Origin of the sequence: Erwinia tracheiphila, assembly GCF_021365465.1 — a bacterium.
Taxonomy (GTDB): domain Bacteria; phylum Pseudomonadota; class Gammaproteobacteria; order Enterobacterales; family Enterobacteriaceae; genus Erwinia; species Erwinia tracheiphila.
In genome coordinates this window covers 429,484-452,165 of the sequence record NZ_CP089932.1, presented here as the reverse complement: position 1 = coordinate 452,165, position 22,682 = coordinate 429,484, and the positions used below count along the sequence as shown (strand labels likewise).

The window sequence follows — 22,682 nt, the reverse complement described above, 5'->3', positions numbered from 1 at the left end:
GAGCAGATTAATTCCCGGTTTCCTGGAGGTGGGTGAGCGCGGCAGTATCGTTGCGATGCTCCAGTATGGCGCTGGCGACCATTGCCGGAGGCGAGTCCATAGGCTTCATTAGCTTAATCCAGTCCCATTCACGCCACGTTCAGCCAGCATCTCCTGTCGTTCACGGTATTTGCAGTACCAGCGTACCGCCCACAGAATAATGTCACGACTGAAATGTCGGCCTTTTAATACGGTCATGGGTAGTGCTACTGATGAAAATATCAGCAAAGTTTATCAGCACAGCGATCTTTGCAACTGTGCCCTGGTTTCTCCCTGAAGGAGCTGTCTTGAATTCGGCGTTACACGGGGATAATGCCGGGAGGAGGCAACAGCCGAGCCTGTCGCAGCGCCGCGAGGTTACACGATCCCGTGCAGAAACAGGCGATTCTGAGCTGGCGAATGAGGATGTTGAAATGTTCGATCACCGCCTCGGTTGACCGGGTGGCGGCCTGAAGAACGCCCGCCGCCTGACCCACGATATCGGCGCCCAGCCGAATGGCTTTCGCCGCACTCACGCCGTTGTGAACGCCCCCGGAAGCGACGATCGTCGTCTCCGGCAACGCCTGCCGAACCTGTTGTAACGCGGTGGCGCCAGGGATGCCCCAGTCGGCAAACGCCATGGCCACCGCGCAGTCGGCGGGGTGGCGCGAGCGTTCTGCTTCCACTGCTGCCCAGTGGGTGCCGCCAGCGCCCGCAATATCGATGGCCTGTACGCCGGCATCGACCAGCATTCGTGCTACCTGCGCGGAAAGGCCAGTCCCGACTTCTTTCACCATCACCGGGACGCCGATGTGGACCGCCGCACGTGCAATGCAACCCAGTACCCCGCGCCAGTCACGATCTCCCTCCGGTTGGACAGCCTCCTGCAAGGGATTGAGGTGGATGATGAGGCCGTTGGCTTCCAGCGTTTCCACCGCGCGGCGAGCGAGCGTTAGCCCATCAGATTCCAGCAGTTGAGCTGCGCCGATATTGGCGAGTAACGGGACATCTGGCGCTATACGGCGCAATTCTCGCGTCAGCCCCTGACGGTGGTCGGTCCGCAGGCTCACTCGCTGTGAACCGACGCCCATGGCGATACGTAACGACTGCGCTGCTTCCGCCAGATGGCGGTTGATAGCCTCGGCGCGTTTAGCTCCTCCGGTCATGGAGCTGATCAGCAGAGGCGCTCGTAATTCAATACCCAGCAAAGCGCTGCTCAGATCGATCTCCTCGAGATTCAGTTCCGGCAGTGCGCAGTGTTCAAACTGTACGAAATCCCAGCCTGCGGTGGTGTGCGAGGTTGTCTTCTGCCTCAGGACGATATCCAGGTGGTCGTCCTTGCGTTGACTTAGAGTATCACTCGGTTTCATTCCCACTCCCTGTTACTGCCCCTGATGCGTGGCGCGTATCGCATGAGGGGGCGGTCGTTGCTGTGTCATCAATCCGGTAGCGCAGGGTCGATGTTGCGTAATATTGATCACTAACCGTTAGCATGGTTTCCATCAGTCGTACCCAGACAGGATCGAAATTCGCCGTCTCCAATAGCGGCCTCAGCATCCTTTCGTAGCCAGTGATCTCGGTCTGGAGAAACTCGACAGCGTCCAGCGTGGGATAGCGGCGCTCGAGCTGTACCGCCAGATTATCGGCTTCGCCCAAGGTGCGATCATTGGCGAGACCATGCAGATCGTTCTGCAGTCGGCCGATGGCGCAGAGAAAGCTCAGGGCGTTCTGAAAGGCTGGTTCGGTCCGCCAGCGGGGCATATCCAGTCCCCACAGCAGCGACAGGCACCCAAACACATTTTGGTAGCCGATGGAATCGACGCCGTTTCGGAGATGCTCGGAATAGGACCAGCGATCTGGGTCGCTCGCGAGGCGCTTGCCGTTACGCAACGCCGTGCTGTACGCCTGAGTGTCAGCCAGCAGCTGCGAATAATCGTGTTTATGGCTGGCCAGTTGTGCCAGACGATGGCGCAGGAAGGAACAGCCTACGGACGGTGTAGGTGCGTCCGGCATCCGGCCGACGAGGATACCTTCGACGACGGCATAGTCGTCGGGTGACATCACGCCGCGATCGTGACAGTCATCAATCCAGAATAGCAGAGCCATCTCTTGATAGAACGCAAGCTCTCGCGCTTCGTCGTCTGGATCGCGTCCGGTACGCGCGCTAATTGCGGCCAGTTCGGGCCGAATATGGCGGAGAATAAACTGTCCTCCCCGGACGGCCTCCACCGCATGTTCGTCAAGAAAGCCGAACAGCGTCTCACCCCAAACTTTCACCTGCTGGCAGGCGTCATCGTGCGAGGTCATATTCGTTCTCCCGGCGTTTCTGTTCGTGTGTCACTGACGTCAGAGTGGGAGGGGTTCCAGTTCAGCGCCAGCCAGAGTCCGGTCAGTTCAGTGACCCGCACCACGCGCTGCGGGCAGTACAGCTCTTTACCGATCCACAGCGGCGTGATGGGAAGCTGGTTCGACTGATAGCGCACCAGCAGCCACTCCCGCGCCCGTGCGACTGCCGACACCAGCTTCTCTCGTAGGGGGGCGTTTACCCTGTCGTTCATGACGTGCAGCGCGAAGAGTGCATAAGCGGTTTCTTCCTGCGTCGGTGCGGCCCCGGCACCCCAGCCGCCCGACAGGTGTTGCGCCTCCAGAATTTTGTACAGCACATCATTATCCCGCCACGACGGCATGCCGTGTGCCAGTGCGGCGACGGCGTGTGACGTAGGGTACAGCCAGGAGGCGTGCCACTTTTCGTTTTTCCATACGCCATCGGCGCTTTTGCTGTTCTCTATATAGGCCCGTGCGTCGGGCGCGGTTGTGCCGAGCAGACTCAGTGCGTGCACGGCATGGATCGTCGTCGAAAGCGACGGATTGCGTTCGCCGGGAAACGTCACGAACAGGTCGCCTTTTTCGAACTGGTGCAATGGATAGCAAGTGAGCGAGTGACCTGAAAGCTGTACGACCGCTGCAGCGATAGCGGTATCGTCAGCATCCGACGCAAAGGATAGTGCTGGCCCAAGCCCGAGCGGGGTAAGGATTGCCTGGATGTTGGTAGCGATGTTTTGCACCACGGTTGATAGCCCGGGATGAGAAAACAGGCCCGCGAGGTGAAGCGAGTACAGCGACCAGCACGGTTCGAAAACGTCGATGGGCCAGACGTTCGGCACCACGCCATCAATGCCGACGCCGGTCGCGCGCGAGGCATTGTGTAGATAGCGCGTGGCGTGTTCGGGAAGACAGGCCGGGTTTTCGGCACAGGCGCGTCCCAGCCAGACGGCGGTCGCGGATGGGCTGATGCCGATGCTGCCGAATACGTCGGGTGTGACCTCGGTCGAAGACCGTCCCCAGGATTCCCAGGAGTGAAGCAGAGGATGTCCGGACGGCACTGCCGTTAGCGATTCCACTTTCCCCAGCCGTGCGGCTTCCGCCTCATAGAGCGCGCCATAGCGTGGGTAGGCGAGATGGGGAAAAAGTGCGGCCGCCTGACGACATAACTGCGGCAGGATCAGTTCAGCGCCGATAGGCGCGTCGTCCGGAATTGTATCGGCATATAGATCCCTCTCCTGAGCCAGGTAGACGGCGGCGGCGGCGAGGGCAGCGGCGGCACCCTCTGGCTGAGGCTGTGCCTCATGCAGTGCCAGTATCGCCGCTACAGTCGGCACCTGACGATGCAGCGGAAAATCCGGGCTGCCCCATCCGCCGTCCTCGTGCTGTTGTTTAATTAGCCAGCGATATATGCCAGCTCGGTCGGGGGGGTTGGGATGAAAGCGTAACAGCTGCGCGGTGTCGTACACCGAGGGGCCGACGTAGCCGCCGTCGTCCATGTCGGAGAGCAGCGTGTTCAGTTCGGTCAGGATATTTTCAGCTAAAGCGTGCATGTTCAGTTCTCCTTCCTGGGCCACCCGTCAACGACGAGCATGTTCCGGAAATCAGGACAGTTGTTTGGCTACCAGTGCGATCAGCAGCGCCAGTTTTTCGGCACGCGGCCCCAGCGGCGCAATCGCCGTTTCGGCTTCGTGAAACAAATCTGAAGCCAGCGAGCGAGCGGCGTTTATCCCCATCAGGGATGCGCAGGTGGGTTTCTGCGCCGCTGCGTCTTTGCCTGCAGTTTTCCCCAGTGTGGCGGTGTCTGCGGTGGCATCGAGAATGTCGTCAGTGATCTGTAACGCCAGGCCGATGGCAGCGCTGTAGCGGTCCAGCGCGTCGTAAAGTTCGCGGTGTTCGGTGTCGTCGATTACCGTGCAGAACGCACCCATGCGTACCGACGCGCGAACCAGCGCGCCGCTTTTCATAGCGTGCATTTTTATGATGTGTTCCAGCGGCACGCTTTTGCCGACGATTGCCAAATCTATTGCCTGACCGCCTGCGGCTCCCTCGGTGGAAACGGCGCGTGCCAGCTCCTGAATTAGCGCGATGCGGTTTTCGGCGGGGATCGCCAGCTGCGTCAGAGTAAGAAAGGCGTGGGCCTGCAATGCATCCCCGACCAGGATTGCCGTCGCTTCGTCGAACTTCACATGTACTGTGGGCAGGCCCCGGCGCAGTACGTCGTCATCCATTGCGGGTAAATCATCATGAACAAGCGTGCAGGCGTGCATCATTTCGATAGCGGCACCGATCTCGTCCAGAAGGGACGCAGGCGTGTCGTTCAGCGCACCCACCGCTTTGGTCAGCAGTGCGCGGGTGCGCTTACCTCCCTGCAGCGTGGCATAACGCATCGCCTCGGACAGGCAGGTGCCATCGTCGTTGGCTGCGGGTAACAGTCGCGCCAGCGCCTGTTCGATGCGCTTGGTATTGGTTTTTATCCATACGTTCACGTTCTGCGTATGAAGGGAATGACGTCCGCGGGTGCCAGTTTCAGGGGCTCCGAGTGCGGACTTAAGGGCTTTGTGCCTGTTGGTGAGGATATTCATCATCTTCGATCCCATAGTTTCCGTGTCATCAATCAAGAACGTAGGTCAGTCCGTCTGGACACTGTCGACTCATTTTCCCAGGATAGCCGTCTCGATAGCAGGCTTCCCTCGCTATGTGTTGGCGGTCATCGTGACTCAGCCGCCCCTGAATCATATCGATAGGCTCCGGCCCGCATCTTTCGAAAAAGCGACGCGGATACCCATCGAGGGATGTGCAGTCGGATAGTAGTGAGTGCCCTGATCGGGGTCGTTCAAGAGTTGCGGTCGCCGCCCTGCCCGTCGCAAGGTCAGCGCCAGCGCCACGCTGAACTGCATCAGTTCCAGCCATGCCAGGTGATAGCCGATGCAGACATGAGGCCCTGTACCGAACTGCAGCGCGTCGATGGATTTGATCGACTCCGTCTTGTTCAGCCAGCGTTCCAGCCGGAATTCATCAGGCTGTTCGTGCATCCGGGAAGAGTGCGACAGGTGCAGAAGTGGAATGCACAAATTTGTGCCAGCCCGGATGCGGCGACCGGCGATATCGAGATCCTGCACGGCGCGTCTGGGCAAGAGCGTGGTGGGCGGATGCAGGCGCACCGTCTCCCGAAATATCGCCTCCGCGACCGGATATTTCGCCAGGTCGGTGTGCCGGGTGGGGATCTGTCCTTGTCTCTCCGCCTCCTCGCATAGTGACTCCCATACGTCGGGGCGACGCGCCAGTTCAATGGTGATCCATGCCATCGTCGATGCTGTGGTGTCATGGCCCGCCAGCACCAGCAGGCGCAGGTTGGCAATCAGCGTATCGTCGGGCTGCTGCTGTTCGTTCTGGTCAAACGATGTCACCAGTGCGCAGAACAGGCCTGGCTCATCAGGATGTGCGCGTGCATGCCGGATGTATTCCCGCAGCTGTCCGTCAATCCAGTCGCGCGCCGTGCGCCCGCGCCGTAGGGGCGTGCCGGGCAGGTTGATGGGGGGCGCGATAAGCAACCGGATTAGTTTTCGATATTGGCAATGCCATTGGGGAAGGTCGCGCGAAGGGATACCCAGCAGGCGGAAAATCAGCGTTAGCATCAGGTCGCTCGATTCGCGCAGAATCGGGATTTCCTCCAGCGCACACCACTGTTGAATGCGCTGGAGGATGAGGGGAGCGAAGGTTTCTCCGATAGCCGCCTGCGTCAGTCCCTTCGGTAGAAAGGTCGGCTTGATGGCGTCGCGGGCATGCCGGTGCATTACGCCGTCCTGCGCTACTACTGATCCGCCGAGCATATCTTTCGCCATTTCTTCAATCAGAGTCGATGAAGCATCTTTGTTTCTAAGCAGCGCGAACACGTCCGGGTGGGTGCTGGTCACAAAGTGCCCTGCAGGGCCGAAATCGAGCCAGAAATGGTCGCCGCAGGTCTTTTCTCCGTGGTGCAGCAGACCGGGCAGATTGCGTACGATGGCGGGGAGATGCCCCAGCACGGGAAAAGCGCCTGCCATCATTGGAATACCCTGTTCCGGACGGGGTCTGCGTTTGAACGGATTTAGTAGCATGTCGTCATCTCCATTACGAACGAGGAAGGTCGTGGCCTGGACTGGCGGGTGCGGGACGGAGAATATTGCCCCCGTCAGCGTAGGTCGGTACGTGTGACAACATACCTCCGTCGACGCGTATCACCTGACCGGTGATGAATGCGGCGTCATCGGAAAGGAGAAAAACCACCAGTGCCGCAACGTCTTCCGGAAGACCCGTACGTGGCAGTAACTGGTGCCGCATCAGGTGCTGTCGCATGGTATCGTTCAGCTTGGCAGCCAGACGTTCGGTGATAATCAGTCCCGGTGCCACAGCGTTGCAGCGTATGCCGCTCTGGCCGTACTGGGTCGCCAGTGACGCGGTTAGCATGTTTATACCGGCCTTCGATGCGGAGTAGGAGGTCAATGTCGTATCGCCGCTTAACCCCTGACAGGAAGTCATATTGATGATGGCACCGCCTCCTCGGGCGACCATGTGAGGGAGAGCCTGACGGCAGCACAGTAGCGTGCCGCGAAGATTGGTTGCGATAATCTGATCCCAGATGGCGAGATCCACCTCCAGAATATTGACATCGCGTGGCGTGAGATTCATGGCGCTGGCGTTATTGACCAACAGATCGACACAGCCGAAGTGATGTTCTGTCTGGGTGAACAGCGCAGCGACGCTACGTTCATCCGAGATATCCACGGACAGGGCGATCGCTTCGCCGCCCGCGGCGCGGATGTTCTCAGCCCAGGCCTCGGCGCTGTCGCCGTTGATGTCCGCCACCACCACATGCCCCCCTTCGTTGGCGATCGCGGCCGCACAGGCTTTTCCGATCCCCGCTCCGGCTCCGGTGACTACTGCGGTTTTACCGTTGAATTTACTCAATCGGGCACTCCTTGTCTTTGTACGTCAATGATATCCTCCTCGTGGATACCGAGAGGCTGTTCAGTCTCGTCGTCGTCGAGGATATGTATCGCCGCAACCGGGCATTGGCTGGCTGCCAACAACACCTTCTTGCGTAGCTCTTCCGGCACTTCGCCGGTATAAGCTTCTGCGATGCCATCTTCATCACGCTGCCGGAACATGCCAGGCAGCGTCAGCACGCACTGTCCTGTCGTTCCGCATAAGTCAGGGTTGACCTTCAATTTCATATTATCTCCCTGACGTATCCAGGCGGACCGGCAGAGAGCGGAAGGTCCTCAGGAAAGCGGAAGGTTCTCGCACGGGATCTCCGGCCAGCACAAGGTGTGGGAATCTTGCGTTGATGACGGGCAGGCACTCGGCTAACTGCACTCTGGCCAGCTGGGCACCGAGGCAGAAATGAATACCGTGACCGAAGCTCAGCAGGACGTGGCCGTAGGTGGACATACCTGGCGCGGTGCCGTGAAAACGTGACGGGTCGAAGCGGTCCGGATCGGGAAAGGCTGCCGGATCTCGGTTGCCTGAGGCGAGGAGTACGCGTACGTCGGCCCCTTCGGGGATGGTGACGTCGCCGATGGTGATGTCGTACTGCGCGATGCGCGGAATGGAACTGAACATGGCGGGGGCATCGTAGCGCAGCACTTCCTCGATAAAGGCTTTGACCGACGCCGCATCTCCCTCAAGCCAGCGGCGCTGTTCAGGAAACGCCAGCATGTCGAGAATGGCGTGATCGATCATCGCGGCAGTGGTGGCAAATCCGCCCAGCAGTATGCCCCACAACATGCTGATTAGCTCTGTGTCCGACAGTTTGTCGTCGTCATCGTCATGCGTGGATACCAGTACCGATACCAAGTCTGACTGCGGTTCGCGACGCTTTTTCTCTATCAGCCCTTCGAAATAGCGCTCTACCTCCAGACTTGCCGCATCCGATGCTGCGAGCTGTTCGTCGCTGGCGTGCGGGTTGAGGCCCTCCAGAATGGTACGGATACTGGCGGCAAGTTCGAAAATATCCGCCTGCGTCATGCCGAACAGCTCTGCGAAAATCAGCATGGGCAAGACGACGGAGAACACCTCATGCAGGTTGACGACGTGGCCTTTTTCCAGCGAGGAGGCGATATTGCCCAGCCGCGTCTGAGTCACTTGCACGATGCTTGGTCGCAGACTGTCGATCTGCCGCACCGTGAAGTCGCGAGAAATGAGCCGACGCAGGCGCGTGTGCGTCGGCGGCTCCTTCATGGCCAGCGTGGAGGCGAGCAGGTTCAGCGACCGGCTGATGGCCGCCCGAGGAAAAAGACGGGCCAAATCACCCGCTGATGGGCCGCGAAAGGTGTCTCCGGTTGCTTTAAGCGCCCAGTAAATATCGGCGTGGCGACTCAGCAGGAAAATTCCGGAGGCTGAACGATGGACAGGATCGTGCTCGCGCAGCCAGCGCATGTATTCATAGGGGTTCGAGTTGTTTTCCGGTGCTGCAAGTGCAGCGAATGCATCCCGGTAGTCGGTTGCAGACGGTGTCGAATGCTCTTGAGTGCTCATAAGTGATCTCACGCCTTTTCTGTAGGCATATGCTGGGAAACCGGACAAATTAATAACGGCCTAAAAGGCTTTAATTTTGGGCGTTACAGATACACGGGAAACTTCTCGAATCCGCCCGTGATGATTTCTTTGCGCAGCGTGAGCTGGTCAGAAGGAACCGCCAGACGTAGCTGAGGGAACCGCTGGAAAATATTGCCGAACACAATGCGCAATTCCAGCCGTGCCAGCGCTACCCCGACGCAGTAGTGCGGTCCATGGGAAAAGGCGAGATGAGGTTTTTTTTCTCGTCTTATATCAAACACTTCGGGGTTTTTGAATTGACGCATGTCGAAGGATGTTGCTGGCAGGCCGACCAGGACTTTGCTTTCTGCCGGGATGTGCACGCCCGCAATCATCACGTCCGTGCGCGGATAGCGCATGATACCGTCCCAGCCCGCGCCTGGGGGATACATACGCAGGATTTCTTCCACGGCTTGATCCACGATCGACGGATCGTCAATCAGCTGTTGACGTTGAGCGGGATGTTCAAAAAAGGCCAGAAGTCCGAATTCGATCTGCGCCACAGTGCTTTCATGGCCAGCCACCAGCATGCCCGCCGCCAGCCCCAGAGCTTCTTCTTCAGTGACATTTCCCTGATCGACCGCCGTCATGAGATCTGTGAGGAGATCGTCGTCGGACGTTTCCCGTTTAGCATGCATATTTCTGCGGATGTACTCGCGGAGTGCTTCCCATGCCACGCGGGAGTCGTCGCGCGCACCTGTTTCGTGCTGATGGGTCATGGCCTCGTCAGAGAGTCTTGCGAAGTAGGTATGGTCTTCGAACGGCACGCCCATCAACGCGCAGATCACCATCGCCGGAAGGGAGAATGACAGGTGTTTGCGCAGGTCTACTGGCTGCGGGCTGGACGCCATCTCGTCAAACAGACGAAAGGCGATGACTTCGATCTGTTGCGTCAGCATTTGTACGCGGCGAGGGCTGAAAGCCGGTCCGACAATGGCGCGCAGACGGCTGTGCTCGACGCCTTCGTGGGAAACCAGCCAGCCGGGAGAGCCCAGAATCACGGAGTCCGGTGTGAATTCGGCGGGCGGCATGCCAGCTGGACGAAAACGCTCGTCGGTCAGGATAGTCCTAGCTTCGTTGTACCCGGTGACCCACCAGCCTTCATGACCCGATGGAAAACGAACGCGGTGGATTGGACCGCGTGAGCGTAGCGCCAGCATCTCCGGTGACGGTTCGATATGGTTCACGCGCCACATCGGCAGCTGCACTGGGTTATTTTCAAACATGGATTCCCTCAATTTTCTGTGATGTGTTGCTGAAAGAGGCAGGTAAGGTCGACGGGCAACGGATGACGTAGGACGGCATATAGCCGATGTCCTCGTCGGCCGTCGCCAGCGTGAAATCGGTGAAATGTGTGAATAAGGCAGGAAGCGCGATCATTAGTTCCAGCCGTGCCAGCGCGGTGCCAAGACAAAAATGGGGCCCTTGCCCGAAAGATAAATGACGGTTTTTCTGGCGGGTAATATCGAACTGGCTGGCACTCGGACCGAACTCGTCCGGGTCACGATTAGCAGCGTGGAATGCCATCAGGATGGAGTCTCCCCGGCGGATGTGACGACCGCCGATATCCATATTTTCCATCGCATAACGGAAGGGGAGATAGGCGACGCTGCTGCCCCAGCGCAAAATTTCCTCGATAGCCTGTTCCCATAAGATGTCGCCGTTACGCAGCAACTGTAGCTGATCGGGATGGGTGAGTAATGCCCGCACGCCGTTGCCGATAACGCCGGAGACGGTGACAAACCCGGCCGAGAGAACCATGAACAGCATGTCGAGCAGCTCGGTATCAGACGTCAGCTCGCTGTCGTCGCGAGCAAGTATCAGCGCAGACGCCAGATCGTCTCTGAGATTAAGGCGTTTGGTTTCGACAAGCTGCTCGAAAAAACGAGGAATGCGTTCCCTTGTTGCACGGGCTTCTTCCGGCGTCGCCACGGTGCTGGCGAGACTGTTTGTTAAAGCGACGATTTCGGCTCGCTGGGGGGCCGGCAGGCCAAACAGTTCGGCTATAACGTTGGTGGGGAACGGGATGGCGAAACTGGCCATGAGATCGACCCGTGAGCCCTGCTGTTTCATCGCGTCAATCAGTTCGGTGACTAGCTGTTCTATGCACGGGCGCATCAGTGCAATGCGCTGCTGCGTGAAATTCTTCGACAGGACGCCCCTCAGTCGTTGGTGATTGGGACCATGGGCTGTGACCATATTATCGAGGCGGCACATGCCGATAAGGGGGTGATTTTCGGGAATTTCGCCCTCTTGCAAGGCGCGCCAGTGACGCCAGTCCCTGGTGAATCTCGGGTCGGCAAGTATTTGCCTGAGGGTGTGATGATGACTGATTACCCAGGTGTCGATGCTGCCAGGGAGTGAGACGCGTGCGATAGGACCATTTTGCAAAAGCCGGGTAGAGGCCGAGTCCAGATCTGCCGGATTTGATGAAATAGCGATGATGTCACTCCCGCTAAATCCACTTTCATTACGCATGCATTGATCCTGTGTATCGAAGAAAGACCTAAGCAATATTCAAAAAATTATTTAATAAATTTCATGTTTACGGGCGCTTACTTCGTCAGTACTTTACAGATATAAAAAATAAAATCAAAAAAAACATTAGAAATTCTGTATATAAAATTAAGAAAAATGCGCTGTAAAACATTTTTAAATGTGTGTGGGGGGGCTTGCGAAAGTTTGAAGCTCTGTCGCATTAAGTCGCTGTCAGGAATATTCTGTTTAACTGACCGTGTCTCTGAACCGAAAAGTCTGCAGCGCTTGCGGTTGGCCAGACAGCCGGAGTAACGCAGCATCTTAACATGCCGCGCCGAAACGTGGCCGATATAGTGCCCGAGCATCTCTTCCTGACTTAGAGCCTGGCGTCTATGCTTCCCCTTACGGTGATCGAGCTAGTGGTGGTCGCTTCAGTAGCGCCCCAGATATTTCACGTTGTGCCTGGTGCCCTTTTTCTTCCTGGCGAAGTGTACCCTTCCAGTAACGGCCATACTGTGCCTTCGGGTAACGCCTGCTACTCTCTGTCGCCCAACAGGCGGAAACGGCATCCCGCCAGATTGGCTCTGTTGCAAATAGACGATGGTGATCAGTTTACCTGTCTTCTCAGGGAGTTTAGTGTCCAGGATTCCCGGGGCGATTCACTTTTGAGATTTATCTTTTTTTTCATTCTGCATTATTTCTCTAAAGTTATACTTATGAATATCTGAGAAGATAAAATGATAATGAAGTCAATGTTTTTAGATGATTTATCGACAAATATTGACATGTTTTACGACTATCACCCCCTTTCTGCAGCAGAGCGTAGCGGAAGGAAGCATAGGTTTTTCCCCCGCCAGGTTCACACCTTCCCGGGTTGCTATTATTGGGGGCGGTATCAGCGGTCTTATCGCGGCAACTGAACTCCTGCGCGCTGGAGTAAGTGATGTAACCCTGTTCGAGACCCATGATCGCCTGGGGGGAAGGGACTGATCACAGTTGTTTGATCCACATTATTCCCATCTGATTGCTGAGATGGGGGCAATGCGCTTCCCTGCGAAAGCAACCGGACTGTTCATTATCTGAACAGGTCGACATATCCACATCGGCTTCTTTTCCCGATCCCCGTCATCTCTGGCGGAAGGGGGATATGCCCTCTCCTTCCTTGTATGTAATAGACATATGATGGTTAGCTACCATCACATGAAGCGGAGTGAGCTTGTCCCCTCCCGGAATGGCGAGAACCTTGATTGGCAGAAAAAGCCCTCCGCTTCACCTTTCACGCCAGCATTAACATTCAACGGTTGCCAGGAGCGATGACTCTGCATGTACAAGGGTAATAGGCGTGATGGTTCAGTGAAAGGAGAAAACATCTATGTTTCAGCTCGGTATCGATGTCAGCAAGAAAACCCTGGATTTATGTCTGCTGCGGGAAGGTGTCAAAGGCAAGGTAAAAACCCGCAAGCTTAAAAACGATTTCAATGCAGCCGATGCCGTGATCGGCTGGCTCAGCAAACAGCACTGTGAACCTGCCAATGTCCATATCATCATGGAGGCCACCGGGGTTTATCATGAATCGCTTGCATACGGCCTCTACAAGGCCGGAGCTAAAGTTTCGCTCGCCAACCCACATCGCAGCAGAGAATTTGCGCGTGGCATGGACATTCTGACAAAAAACGACCAGGTTGATGCTTATATGCTCGCCTGCTACGGTGCACTTAAGGTGCCGGAACCGTGGGTCCCCCCGCCTGAGAATGTCCGCCATCTCAGCGCACTTCTCCGCCGACGTGATGCACCTGTCACCGACAGCACCCGCGAAAAAAACAGGCTGGAAAAATGTCGGGCAACGGACACACCTCTTGCTGTCACTGAATCCATCGAAAATGTGCTTCGTAACCTGAGCGCAGAGCCTGAGCATCTGGACGCTCTGATCTAACTCAGAGGCCACACCGCGCCACCTGAGTATTAGGGGTTTGAAGTCCAACGAAACGAAAAGGTACGTTAAGAGCATAACCGTATGATTTTATGTCTATAAAGTCGTGGAGTTGTAGATAAGATTTATGTTGATTTGATTACCGGATTTATTAACGCTGAAAGTGCCGAAAACCGCATGGTTACTGGTATCAAAGGAAAGAGTAAAGAAAACGGCTGTTTTATTTACTCGTCAGATCTGCTCAAAAAATACACTTAGCGTACAGTTTCGTATGGTTGGGCTTCAAACCCCTTGGAGTGGAGACCTTATCAAAGACAGTTCTTGCACTTTAGCCAGCAAATCTGAGTCAATATTCCGGCATTCTATAGCATCTTCATTAGGATTGAGAGCTACCATACGGGAGCATTCAATGGCTGTTATTACTGATTTTGGGATAGTACATGGTGTTGCTCCAAAACTGACGAAACCATGCGCACCCGGAATGGATGTAATAGTAGATGTATGAGTGATGTTGATATCGAAGCAAAGGAAAAGGTAGTTGGGAAACAAAATTTTGTCTTCGAGCCTGTACACGATTCTGTGTAAATGCCTTTTCTCAGTAGTGTCCGTCCGGGCGGTCACCGAACCCGATAATAAAACGGCTCATCGCCATACTCCAGTCCCTCAGTGGCATCCTCCATTTCTGTGATGCGGCCTGGATTGCCAGCCACACCTCCTTTTTCACTGCGTCGTCAGTCGGGAACACCTTCCGTTTCTTGATGGCATCCCGGATCACGCTGTTCAGCGACTCGGTGGCGCTGGTCGTGTCGAGCGTCTTGCGGATGTCTGCCGGGTAAGCGAAGAACGTCGACAGGCTGGCCCGGTTTGCCTGCCAGCTCCGGCTTATCTGCGGGTAGCGGCTGTCCCGGGCACCGGCGAACGCTTCCCGCGCCTGCTGACCTGCTTCTTCCATGGGGGCCTGACAGATGGCTTTCAGGTCACGGGTGACGGCTTTGTAGTCCTCCCAGGAGACGAACCGCAGACTGTTGCACACCATATGCACGACGCACAGCTGGACGCGGGCCTGCGGATACACCGCGTTGATAGCGTCCGGGAAGCCCTTCAGACCATCAACACAGGCGATGAGGATATCGTTCAGGCCACTGTTTTTCAGCCCCACCAGCACGTTCAACCAGAACTTCGCGCCCTCGTTTTCGACCAGCCACATACCCGGCAGTTCTTTCTGTCCTCCGATGTTGATACCCGGGGCAAGGAACACGGATTTATTGATGACGCGACTGTCCTGCCGGACCTTCAGGACGATACAGTCAGGGTAAACGATGGGACAAACGGCATCCAGTGGCCGGTTTTGCCATCCGGTGACCTGCTCCATGACGGCATCAGCTACCTTTGAGACCAGCGCTGGCGAGACATCGGCGTCATACAGCTCTTTGAACGCGGCGCTCTCGCGGGTGGTCATCCCTTTGGCGTACAACGATAAGATCGGGTTATCCATCCCGGTGCTCCGGGTCTGGTTTTTCTTCACCCGTTGTGGTTCAAAGGAGCCATCACGATCGCGCGGTGTACGCAGCTCCGGCGGTCCATCGCCGGTGGTCACTGTCTTTGTGGAATAGCCGTTGCAGGCGTTGGTCGCCGGTCTGGGCTGATTTTTATCGCCGCCCAGATGGTGGGACATCTCGGCGTTGAGCGCCGCCCCGGCACTGATTTTTTCAGCAGGCGCTCAAACTGACTGATATCGTCAGGGGTTTTGAGATTTTTGGCCGGTTCGTTAGCCAGGGCCTGCGACTGTTTTTCGTCCATAAATCAACCTGCTTTTGATGCTGGATTGAACATATCAAAATCAGGCAATTACACAAATCTATGTACTGGCTCTTTCAATTTCCTATACGTCAAGAAGATCCTTTCCATTCCAGAGATATATTAATTTAATCAGCATGCTCACGTCGATAAATTTCGACACTAACCAAATCTAATTTAGACAAGCTGTAAAACGACACAACATCTTTATTCCGTGGAGATCGCCAACATTCAGCTTCTGTTTGACATTGTTTTTGCTGTTCATATCCTTCGGCTATCAGGTATTCACGAATTTTACTGGTATCGGTCGTGCCATTGAACTGAATGCCATAGACAAAAGCTTGTGGGCCACTGATATTGCTATAACTGAACTCGTAATTGTCAGAGATACGAGGGATTCTTTTCAATAAATCTGGCGTGTAATACTCGTACTCTCGAGTATCCATCTGGGTATAATGGGCGCTACTGGAAAACCCCATCTGTATATGCGGACATACGATAGCCAGCGCAAAAACACCAATGACAGCAACACTGAGCAGAATAATTATATTTCGTCTCATAACCCCATCCTGTTGTTACCAGAGCCTAAGACAACAAAAGTCTTATCGTGCTGAGGCAGAATGACGTTTCCAGACAGAAAATCGTTATAGGGGACTACCGTTCGCATAAAAGGCGGCAGCATCCCTTTACGAGGGCGAGAGTGCGGGAATTTTTCCGGATCGGGGAACAGTAGAGGCTGAAATGTTTCGTTCTTCCAGCTACCTATTTTGCCGTAGTCCCAGCGTTTTAGGGCTTCCTCCTTGCTAACAGGCCGGAGCTGAGGAAAAGGATTCTGAATCGATACTACCCGATAAAAACCCAGCAAATCAGAGACCAAATCCTCACCGCTGAAACCGCTGTCCGTCACTAAATTATTGGGAAACGATCCCTGAAACGCTTCAAATTTGCGAGCCATCGTCATCATCATCGCCAAGGCAATGCTCTTCTGTTCCCAGTGAGCTCTGCCGCGCCGTATCCGCCAAGTCATCACTTTTCCTGACCGAAGTTGCCCCCTTAGACCAGTCATTCCCTGTGCATACCTGACATCATAAAATTCCTTCCCTGATGATTCACCTTGAGCAATTAATCTCAAAAGCTCTCGGATATCCGTGCCCTGAGCATGCCCCAAATCCACCCATCCCAGAACTTCCGTATAAACAATACCTCTGTTTCCATAAGGTGCCTGAGCACCATCAATAATTTCTGATCGCTTACTCATCCTGAATATCCTATCTCGTATTGATCACTGTGACCTAATTTACCATAACATCCCTTTGCCGCACCCCCTGTGTAGCACCAATATAGTAGTGTCACTTTTCTCCCATTTAGAGATGTCACTTTTTACGGCATAAAGGATCACATCTTTCTGCCGTCGTAAGGACATCCGGATATTAGTGACCAAGTCAGATAAAGAGTTAAACCGTGTTAACGTTATTCAGGCCGTTGTCGAAAAGCGTCTGCGTCGCCGTGACGCTGCTGTTCAGCTAAAGCTAACTGAACGTCAGGTTCAGCGGCTGGTAAATCGTTTCAGAGATTCGGGTGCTTCCGGCCTTGCCAGTCTGCGCCGGGGTTCTCCCGGTAACCACAAACTGCCTGCATCACTTAAGTTAAGGGTTCTGGCATTACTGCATGAAAATTACAGTGATTTTGGCCCCACGCTGGCCGCTGAAAACTCAGGGAACGCCACGATATTACCGTTTCTGTTGAAACGCTCAGAAAATGGATGATAGATGACTGTCTCTGGCTTCCGTATTCCAGACGTAAACCACGAGTTTACCAGCCGCACTACCGCCGTGACTGCCTCGACGAACAGGGCAGGCTGACGGCCGCAAATTGAAAACCGTGCCGTCAGCCTGACCCGGAGTTGCCATTCACTGGTTCGAATATGTATGATCTGGCTACATATTTTGCTCAGAGACCACCACCATGATGACACGTAAAAGTATCGACACCGTCCTGCTCTCCGTTGCCGCTGATAAGCTTTCCCAGCGTGAATGGGACTGGATTAAGCTGATGAAGCCCATGGCTCCACCTCCGGCAATGGTCGCCAGCGCCATACTTGAGCATCGTCACGATGCAGCAGCACTCACCCGACTACAGGAAGCCGGAAATTAATCTGTCCCGTGGTTTCTGATTTCAGCCCCCGTCCGCTCAAAAAGCTCTTCACCACCAACCAGTGCTGGGCTTCCTTTCTGGATACCGGCGGCCTGCGTGATATCGAAGTTGAAGCCGTCACAAAAATGCTGGCCTGCGGCACCCGCATCAGCGGCGTGAAAGAGTATGCCTGCGACAACGCGCAGTGTCCTCACGTCAGGTACATTACCAACGCCTGTCACAGCCGTGCCTGTCCGTCCTGCGGTAAAAAGGCCACAGACCTGTGGATTGCCGCGCAGCTTAACCGCCTGCCGGACTGCGACTGGCAGCATCTGGTCTTCACCCTGCCCGACACGCTGTGGGCCCTGTTTGAAGCCAACCGCTGGCTGCTCAACGACCTCTGCCGCCTGGCCGTCGACAACCTGCTGTATGCGGCAGGAAAACGCGGGCTGGATATCGGTATATTCTGCGCCATTCATACGTACGGCCGCCGCCTTAACTGGCATCCCCATGTCCACGTCTCCGTCACCTGCGGCGGTATTGATGAGCACGGAAAGTGGCGAAAAATCAGCTTCCGTAAGGACGCCATGCGCACCCGATGGATGTGGAATGTCCGGCAGCGCCTGCTGGATGCCTGGTCAGAAGGCATTGCGCTTCCTGTGGAGCTGATGCATATCACCACAGACTCACAGTGGCGGACGCTGATACTGACTGCAGGCGGACAATGCTGGTACGTATACATGTCGAAAAAGACGGCGGGAAGTAAAAACACCGTAAGATACCTGGGCCGGTATCTGAAAAAGCCCCCGATAGCCGGTTCCCGGCTGGCGCACTACGCCGGCGGCGCCACGCTGAACTTCCGCTATCACGACCACAATACGGGTCAGCAGGCCACGGAAAGGCTGACGCAGCATGAAATGGTAAGACGTCTGAAGCAGCATATCCCGGAGAAACACTTCAGGATGGTGCGCTATTTTGGTTTTCTGTCCAACCGGGTGTGCGGTGAAAGACTGCCGCAGGTATACAGCGCGCTGGGTATGGATAAACCGGATCCGGCGGTGAAGATATGTTACGCGCAGCTGAGTAAGCAGTTCCTGCGGCGAGACCCGTTCGAATGCGTGCTGTGCGGCGGGCGAATGGTTTACCGTCGTGCGGTAGCTGGTCTGAATGTGCAGGGGCTGAAAATCCACGCACGGGATATCAGTCTGATGAGGTATATCCCGGCCTGACGCAGGGAAATTAGCTCATAAATAAAATAACCATCAAAGTTAATATCGTTCTCACAGTTAGAGCTATTAATACTTCTTTTTTTTCCTTTTGATTGTTTAGCGAAATCTTCTTCCGTAAATTTAATTTCATATCCGCTACCAAGTTTAACATCCTTTACTGATTGCCGTAGTACTCCTGGTGTTTTCTCTTCTCTGCAGGCTAAAAAAATTATCTTTTTATATGGTTTAAATGATTTATTGTTTTTGATTAAATTCATCAAATCCCGTAATGTTGGTTCTCTATAACGAGGGCTGTCTACTTTTTCATTAACTGTAATGACATCCATTTTTTCTTTGTTTTTATTAATCCTGTTAGATAGTAAAGATAACTGCACTTCCTCATTTGGTACTTTCTCATAATGGCTAAATTTATAATTCATAACTATTTCATCATTTGATATACTACCTCCTGGTTTATAGGATATAAGTTCTTTATTAGTTAATTTACTATAGATAAGCGGGTTCTTTTTTCCAGCCAACAGATTTTCCATTGGCAATAGATTTTCTACTTCGGGTGGTTCAAGTAATATTTCACCATGAGGCCCAAGAAATAACAGTTCTTGATTATCTGAAAGCGTTAATTGTGTTGAATCTTTAGTAAACCAACCATGGGCACTTAAAACAGCTGTATCCGCAGGCGAGTCCTTTACATAGTGAAGCGTAAATCGGTTATCGGAGACTGAATCCAATATATAAGAGTGGCTTCCCCGTAAACTTATCATTTTGTTTACTGCTATTAACTTCCTTCTCTGGTGCTCATCGGGCACATTCTTGCCAACATTAGCCATTTTTTCTAACACTCCTTTTTCTTGAATATATTTCCTCATGCTTTTGTCAAATTCTATTTTATTAAAAACACCATGTTCATTGGTAAAATCTGACATTTTAGGTTTAATGAGTTTAGGTCCCATCCCTCTGTAAGGTAAATTATTATCTTTAGCAAAAGCAGCGTGCTTCACTTTGTTTTTAAAGATAGCAGGGATCACCTTTTCAGATAATTTATTAATATTCTGATAATTCACTACTGCGTCTTTTATTAGATTTTGAGATCTTATTGGTGTACCAAACCGGGCTTGAGAGTTAAGAGACATAAAAGCGGATATCATTGCTTCTTTCATTAGTTCATTTGCATTTTTATCACCTTTTACGCTTGCGATACCAGCTTCTGTAAATGAAACCATTTCGTCCATCGCTGAAATAACAAATCCTAAGTACGCCGCCGTACTGGAAATTCCCGCCGCTGGAGCAATTATGAAACTTGCTACTGAAAAAAATATTTTTAGTACTCCAAATATTTTTTCTCTTTCCTGAGCATCCATTTCTTCTATTGAGAAATTCAACGCATCGATATCTCTTTCTAAACGCTCCATTAGTTGATTAACAAGTCTGGTTGGCATTTCTTTAATATTGAAAATTTGTTCTGAGTGGGTTAGGATCTCAACAGGCGAATATCCCAATAGTGCTTCATTGTTTATTGGATTGCTAAACGGTTTGGTTTTATCATCATATTCTGCCCTCTCTTTAATAGGTAGTTTACTTAACACCCACTCCTTAAATGCTGGATTATGAGGTGTTGATGTATATATTCCAGTATGGGGATGACCATTTATATAGAATATAGATTCAAAGCTATCCAGATTAAAAAATGTCGGCTCATCGACACTAAACAGCACACCTTTTGAAGCATTTTTCGCTGGTATAAAAAAACACCATTTAATTTTATACCATAAAAGAAAAACTCCCTTGCCTGTACCTCTCCATTAAGGAAGCCTGTAACATAAGAGGCATATTTATTATCTTTATTGGCGGGTGACAGATAATGCAAGCAACGATAGTCTATCATCTTACGATAATGTGTAGTCATTGCCTTTTCATTACCATCCTCGTTCTTATAATCAGATATCTCTTTCATCATTTTATTTTGCAAGTGCGTTTTTTTTAAAAATTCGATTAATGATTTAATTGAAGGGTCATAGGTAAGATACGGAATCTCTCCAAGCTCCATAACATACATATTTGTCACAATATCTCTAAGAGAAACATATACCGGAAAAGTCTGTACTGCGTTATTAAAAACACTGTATCTATGGGGGTCTTCCCCTGTTGTGGTGGCTAAGGGCATTATGATGGCAGTCTTGATTTTCTGAGGAGTCTGCCATGGACGAAAAGTCCCTCTATGCCCATATCCTTAACCTGTCCGCACCGTGGCAGGTAAAATCCCTTTCTCTTGATGAAAAATCTGGTTCAGTGACTGTGATTGTCGGCATTGTCGGGCACACTCAACTGACCTGTCCAACATGCGGTAAATCCTGCCCCATACATGACCACCGGCGTCGCAAATGGCGTCACCTCGATACCTGTCAATTCACCACGCTGGTTGAAGCTGATGTACCCCGCATTGACTGCCCCGAGCACGGTTGCCAGACACTGCCGGTTCCGTGGGCGGGGCCAGGCAGCCGCTACACCCTGTTGTTCGAAGCCTTTGTTCTTTCATGGCTGAAAATTAGCACCGTGGATGCTGTCAGAAAGCAGCTCAAACTCAGTTGGAATGCCGTGGACGGCATCATGATGCGCGCAGTAAAACGAGGCCTGGCCCGGATAAAACAACCCTTATCGGCCCGTCATCTCTGCGTGGATGAAGTCGGGTTCAAAAAAGGACACCAGTACGTCACCGTTATCTCTGACAGGCAGGGACGCGCTTTGCAACTGACCGACGATCGCGGTGTAGAAAGTCTTGCCAGTTATCTGCGTAGCCTGAGAGATCACCAGCTTGAAGAGATAAAAACGCTGTCTATGGACATGAACACGGCCTATATCAGTGCTGCACGCATCCATCTCCCCAATGCCGTGGATAAAATCGCCTTCGATCACTTCCATGTGGCAAAAATGTTGTGCGCCATCGTTGATAAAACCCGTCAGGCTGAGATGAAACAGATCCCGTCGTCAGACAGGAAAGACGCCCACCGCTCACGCTACTTATGGTTTTACAGCAAACAAAATCGCTTTGGGCGCCGCGCTGAGAGGTTAGAAGTTGCCCGGCTGGTGTTACCGCAAACGAACCAGTGCTGGGTAATGAAAGAGCTTGCCCGCGATCTGTGGCACCGCCGCTATGACGACCATAGCCGTAAGTTGTGGCAGGAATGGATGGCGATGGCTAAAGACACCGGCATACCACTCATGGTCAGCATTGCCCGCATGGTGGCAAAGCGGCTTTACGGCATTCTGAATGCGATGAAAAACCGGGTATCGAACGGCAATGCGGAGTCTCTGAACAGTAAAATACGGTTGCTGAGGATCAAGTCACGGGGCTTCAGGAATAAAGAACGGTTCAAGCTGGGCGTAATGTTCCACTACGGGAAGCTGAACATGGCGTTCTGAGTCTCCCACCATGATCGGGGAAGTCCCATCTATGGACATGGCGAGTAGCATGAATAATGCTATACGGTTTCAAACCCAGTTTTTTACCGCTTATTTTCTCAAATTCTTTAATCCCATTATCTATAAAATTATCTATATATGAGTTAGGATCAAAAATTGGAGGGAACAGGTTTTCAATCATACTTAGCACCTCCCCTCCGGATTGTACCAGCTGTCTATACTCTACAAACTTCCTTATTTTAGATTGACTACTTAATTCAGGTAAAGAATCAGCCAGATTCCAGAGTTTTTTAATCAACTTCACACTCAATTTATATGATTTGCTTACCCCGTGCGTCATATGAAAATCAGTAGCGAACTCGGTAAGCAATGAAATATGCTCCATAAGTAAATGGATTTTTTTATCATCCTCTGCATAACCAGCTACTTTATCTAATGATGCATATATTTTTTCTGAAATAGATTTCACCTCACGTTTAAATGAAACATTTTTTATATTATTAATGACAAAGTTTAACATCTCAGGTATATCATCAACCGTTGATGTAATAAAGATCATATTTGCATAGATTTTATCTATTAACTTTATATATTGAGCAGGAAAGGTCCCTCTCCTGAATAAAGTCCAGAATGATATGATTGTATCACGACCTTCTGAGAATTGATTATCACTAATTGTATTTTTGTTATTTAGCAGGAAAATAATAATATCATCCAGACTTAAAAGTAAAGCCCTGAGATTTTCACTACCTTTAACCTTCCCTGATGAATTTTTATTA

The 22,682-nt window shown here is 52.7% G+C and carries 20 protein-coding genes and 6 pseudogenes; 6 read left to right on the top strand and 20 right to left on the bottom strand.

The window, feature by feature from the left end; translation table 11 throughout:
* Positions 1-7: 7 nt before the first annotated feature.
* The 13 genes and pseudogenes from LU633_RS02245 to LU633_RS26425 all read right to left on the bottom strand — a co-directional run.
* Positions 8-133 (bottom strand): annotated as a pseudogene (locus LU633_RS02245) (hypothetical protein); the annotation flags it as partial.
* A pseudogene (locus tag LU633_RS02240) lies at positions 127-237 on the bottom strand (IS6 family transposase); the annotation flags it as partial. The pseudogenes LU633_RS02240 and LU633_RS02245, both read right to left, overlap by 7 nt.
* 101 nt (positions 238-338) lie before the next feature.
* Positions 339-1,388, bottom strand: a complete 1,050-nt coding sequence (fni, locus tag LU633_RS02235) for a type 2 isopentenyl-diphosphate Delta-isomerase (protein WP_020322916.1) — start codon at positions 1,386-1,388, stop codon at positions 339-341.
* Entirely contained in the window at positions 1,375-2,325 is a 951-nt protein-coding gene (locus LU633_RS02230; RefSeq protein ID WP_020322918.1) for a terpene synthase family protein, read from the bottom strand. The genes fni and LU633_RS02230 overlap by 14 nt, the downstream gene beginning before the upstream one ends.
* Positions 2,322-3,893: an ent-copalyl diphosphate synthase gene (locus LU633_RS02225; RefSeq protein WP_020322919.1), complete on the bottom strand. Its 1,572-nt coding sequence runs from the start codon at positions 3,891-3,893 to the stop codon at positions 2,322-2,324. Before LU633_RS02225 ends, LU633_RS02230 begins: the two co-directional genes overlap by 4 nt.
* A 51-nt stretch (positions 3,894-3,944) precedes the next feature.
* Positions 3,945-4,928, bottom strand: coding sequence for a polyprenyl synthetase family protein (locus LU633_RS02220; RefSeq protein WP_020322920.1), 984 nt, complete (start codon positions 4,926-4,928; stop codon positions 3,945-3,947).
* A gap of 147 nt (positions 4,929-5,075) precedes the next feature.
* Positions 5,076-6,389: a cytochrome P450 gene (locus tag LU633_RS02215; protein ID WP_198292516.1), complete on the bottom strand. Its 1,314-nt coding sequence runs from the start codon at positions 6,387-6,389 to the stop codon at positions 5,076-5,078.
* 64 nt (positions 6,390-6,453) lie between these two features.
* Positions 6,454-7,290 (bottom strand): SDR family oxidoreductase, encoded by an 837-nt coding sequence (locus LU633_RS02210; RefSeq protein ID WP_020322922.1) that lies wholly within the window; start codon positions 7,288-7,290, stop codon positions 6,454-6,456.
* Positions 7,287-7,556, bottom strand: coding sequence for a ferredoxin (locus LU633_RS02205; protein ID WP_020322923.1), 270 nt, complete (start codon positions 7,554-7,556; stop codon positions 7,287-7,289). The genes LU633_RS02210 and LU633_RS02205 overlap by 4 nt, the downstream gene beginning before the upstream one ends.
* Position 7,557: 1 nt before the next feature.
* Positions 7,558-8,859, bottom strand: a complete 1,302-nt coding sequence (locus LU633_RS02200) for a cytochrome P450 (protein ID WP_020322924.1) — start codon at positions 8,857-8,859, stop codon at positions 7,558-7,560.
* An 83-nt stretch (positions 8,860-8,942) separates the two neighbouring features.
* On the bottom strand, positions 8,943-10,145 hold the full coding sequence (locus LU633_RS02195; RefSeq protein WP_020322925.1) for a cytochrome P450: 1,203 nt from the start codon (positions 10,143-10,145) through the stop codon (positions 8,943-8,945).
* Positions 10,138-11,397 (bottom strand): cytochrome P450 family protein, encoded by a 1,260-nt coding sequence (locus LU633_RS02190; RefSeq protein WP_020322926.1) that lies wholly within the window; start codon positions 11,395-11,397, stop codon positions 10,138-10,140. Before LU633_RS02190 ends, LU633_RS02195 begins: the two co-directional genes overlap by 8 nt.
* 281 nt (positions 11,398-11,678) lie before the next feature.
* Positions 11,679-11,931: pseudogene (locus LU633_RS26425) on the bottom strand (transposase); the annotation flags it as partial.
* Positions 11,932-12,159: 228 nt separating this feature from the next.
* Here LU633_RS26425 and LU633_RS02185 point away from each other — a divergent pair.
* Positions 12,160-12,387 (top strand): FAD-dependent oxidoreductase, encoded by a 228-nt coding sequence (locus LU633_RS02185; protein WP_071598894.1) that lies wholly within the window; start codon positions 12,160-12,162, stop codon positions 12,385-12,387.
* A gap of 382 nt (positions 12,388-12,769) precedes the next feature.
* A pseudogene (locus LU633_RS02180) lies at positions 12,770-13,327 on the top strand (IS110 family transposase); the annotation flags it as partial.
* Between the two features lie 282 nt (positions 13,328-13,609).
* On the opposite strand, the gene LU633_RS02175 reads toward LU633_RS02180, so the two are convergent.
* From LU633_RS02175 to LU633_RS02160, 4 genes and pseudogenes are all read right to left on the bottom strand, one after another.
* Positions 13,610-13,900 (bottom strand): transcription termination/antitermination NusG family protein, encoded by a 291-nt coding sequence (locus LU633_RS02175; RefSeq protein ID WP_232426838.1) that lies wholly within the window; start codon positions 13,898-13,900, stop codon positions 13,610-13,612.
* A 22-nt stretch (positions 13,901-13,922) separates the two neighbouring features.
* A pseudogene (locus tag LU633_RS02170) lies at positions 13,923-15,127 on the bottom strand (IS256 family transposase).
* A 125-nt stretch (positions 15,128-15,252) separates the two neighbouring features.
* Positions 15,253-15,684: a hypothetical protein gene (locus LU633_RS02165; RefSeq protein WP_020322931.1), complete on the bottom strand. Its 432-nt coding sequence runs from the start codon at positions 15,682-15,684 to the stop codon at positions 15,253-15,255.
* Entirely contained in the window at positions 15,681-16,382 is a 702-nt protein-coding gene (locus tag LU633_RS02160; RefSeq protein ID WP_020322933.1) for a hypothetical protein, read from the bottom strand. The genes LU633_RS02165 and LU633_RS02160 overlap by 4 nt, the downstream gene beginning before the upstream one ends.
* A gap of 169 nt (positions 16,383-16,551) precedes the next feature.
* On the opposite strand from LU633_RS02160, the pseudogene LU633_RS02155 reads away from it, so the two are divergent.
* The 3 genes and pseudogenes from LU633_RS02155 to LU633_RS02145 form a co-directional block, all read left to right on the top strand.
* Positions 16,552-16,973: pseudogene (locus LU633_RS02155) on the top strand (helix-turn-helix domain-containing protein); the annotation flags it as partial.
* A 116-nt stretch (positions 16,974-17,089) separates the two neighbouring features.
* Positions 17,090-17,278, top strand: a complete 189-nt coding sequence (locus tag LU633_RS02150) for a hypothetical protein (protein WP_020322936.1) — start codon at positions 17,090-17,092, stop codon at positions 17,276-17,278.
* Between the two features lie 8 nt (positions 17,279-17,286).
* Positions 17,287-18,486: an IS91 family transposase gene (locus tag LU633_RS02145; RefSeq protein WP_046372110.1), complete on the top strand. Its 1,200-nt coding sequence runs from the start codon at positions 17,287-17,289 to the stop codon at positions 18,484-18,486.
* Here LU633_RS02145 and LU633_RS02140 read toward each other — a convergent pair.
* Positions 18,399-20,069 (bottom strand): putative adhesin, encoded by a 1,671-nt coding sequence (locus LU633_RS02140; RefSeq protein ID WP_046372164.1) that lies wholly within the window; start codon positions 20,067-20,069, stop codon positions 18,399-18,401. The genes LU633_RS02145 and LU633_RS02140 overlap by 88 nt on opposite strands.
* 62 nt (positions 20,070-20,131) lie before the next feature.
* On the bottom strand, positions 20,132-20,647 hold the full coding sequence (locus tag LU633_RS02135; RefSeq protein WP_046372163.1) for a hypothetical protein: 516 nt from the start codon (positions 20,645-20,647) through the stop codon (positions 20,132-20,134).
* 35 nt (positions 20,648-20,682) lie between these two features.
* Between LU633_RS02135 and LU633_RS02130 the strand changes: the two genes are divergently transcribed.
* Positions 20,683-21,903, top strand: coding sequence for an ISL3 family transposase (locus tag LU633_RS02130; RefSeq protein WP_046371806.1), 1,221 nt, complete (start codon positions 20,683-20,685; stop codon positions 21,901-21,903).
* Here LU633_RS02130 and LU633_RS02125 read toward each other — a convergent pair.
* Positions 21,854-22,423 (bottom strand): hypothetical protein, encoded by a 570-nt coding sequence (locus tag LU633_RS02125; protein ID WP_152664243.1) that lies wholly within the window; start codon positions 22,421-22,423, stop codon positions 21,854-21,856. The genes LU633_RS02130 and LU633_RS02125 overlap by 50 nt on opposite strands.
* Positions 22,424-22,682: the final 259 nt, after the last annotated feature.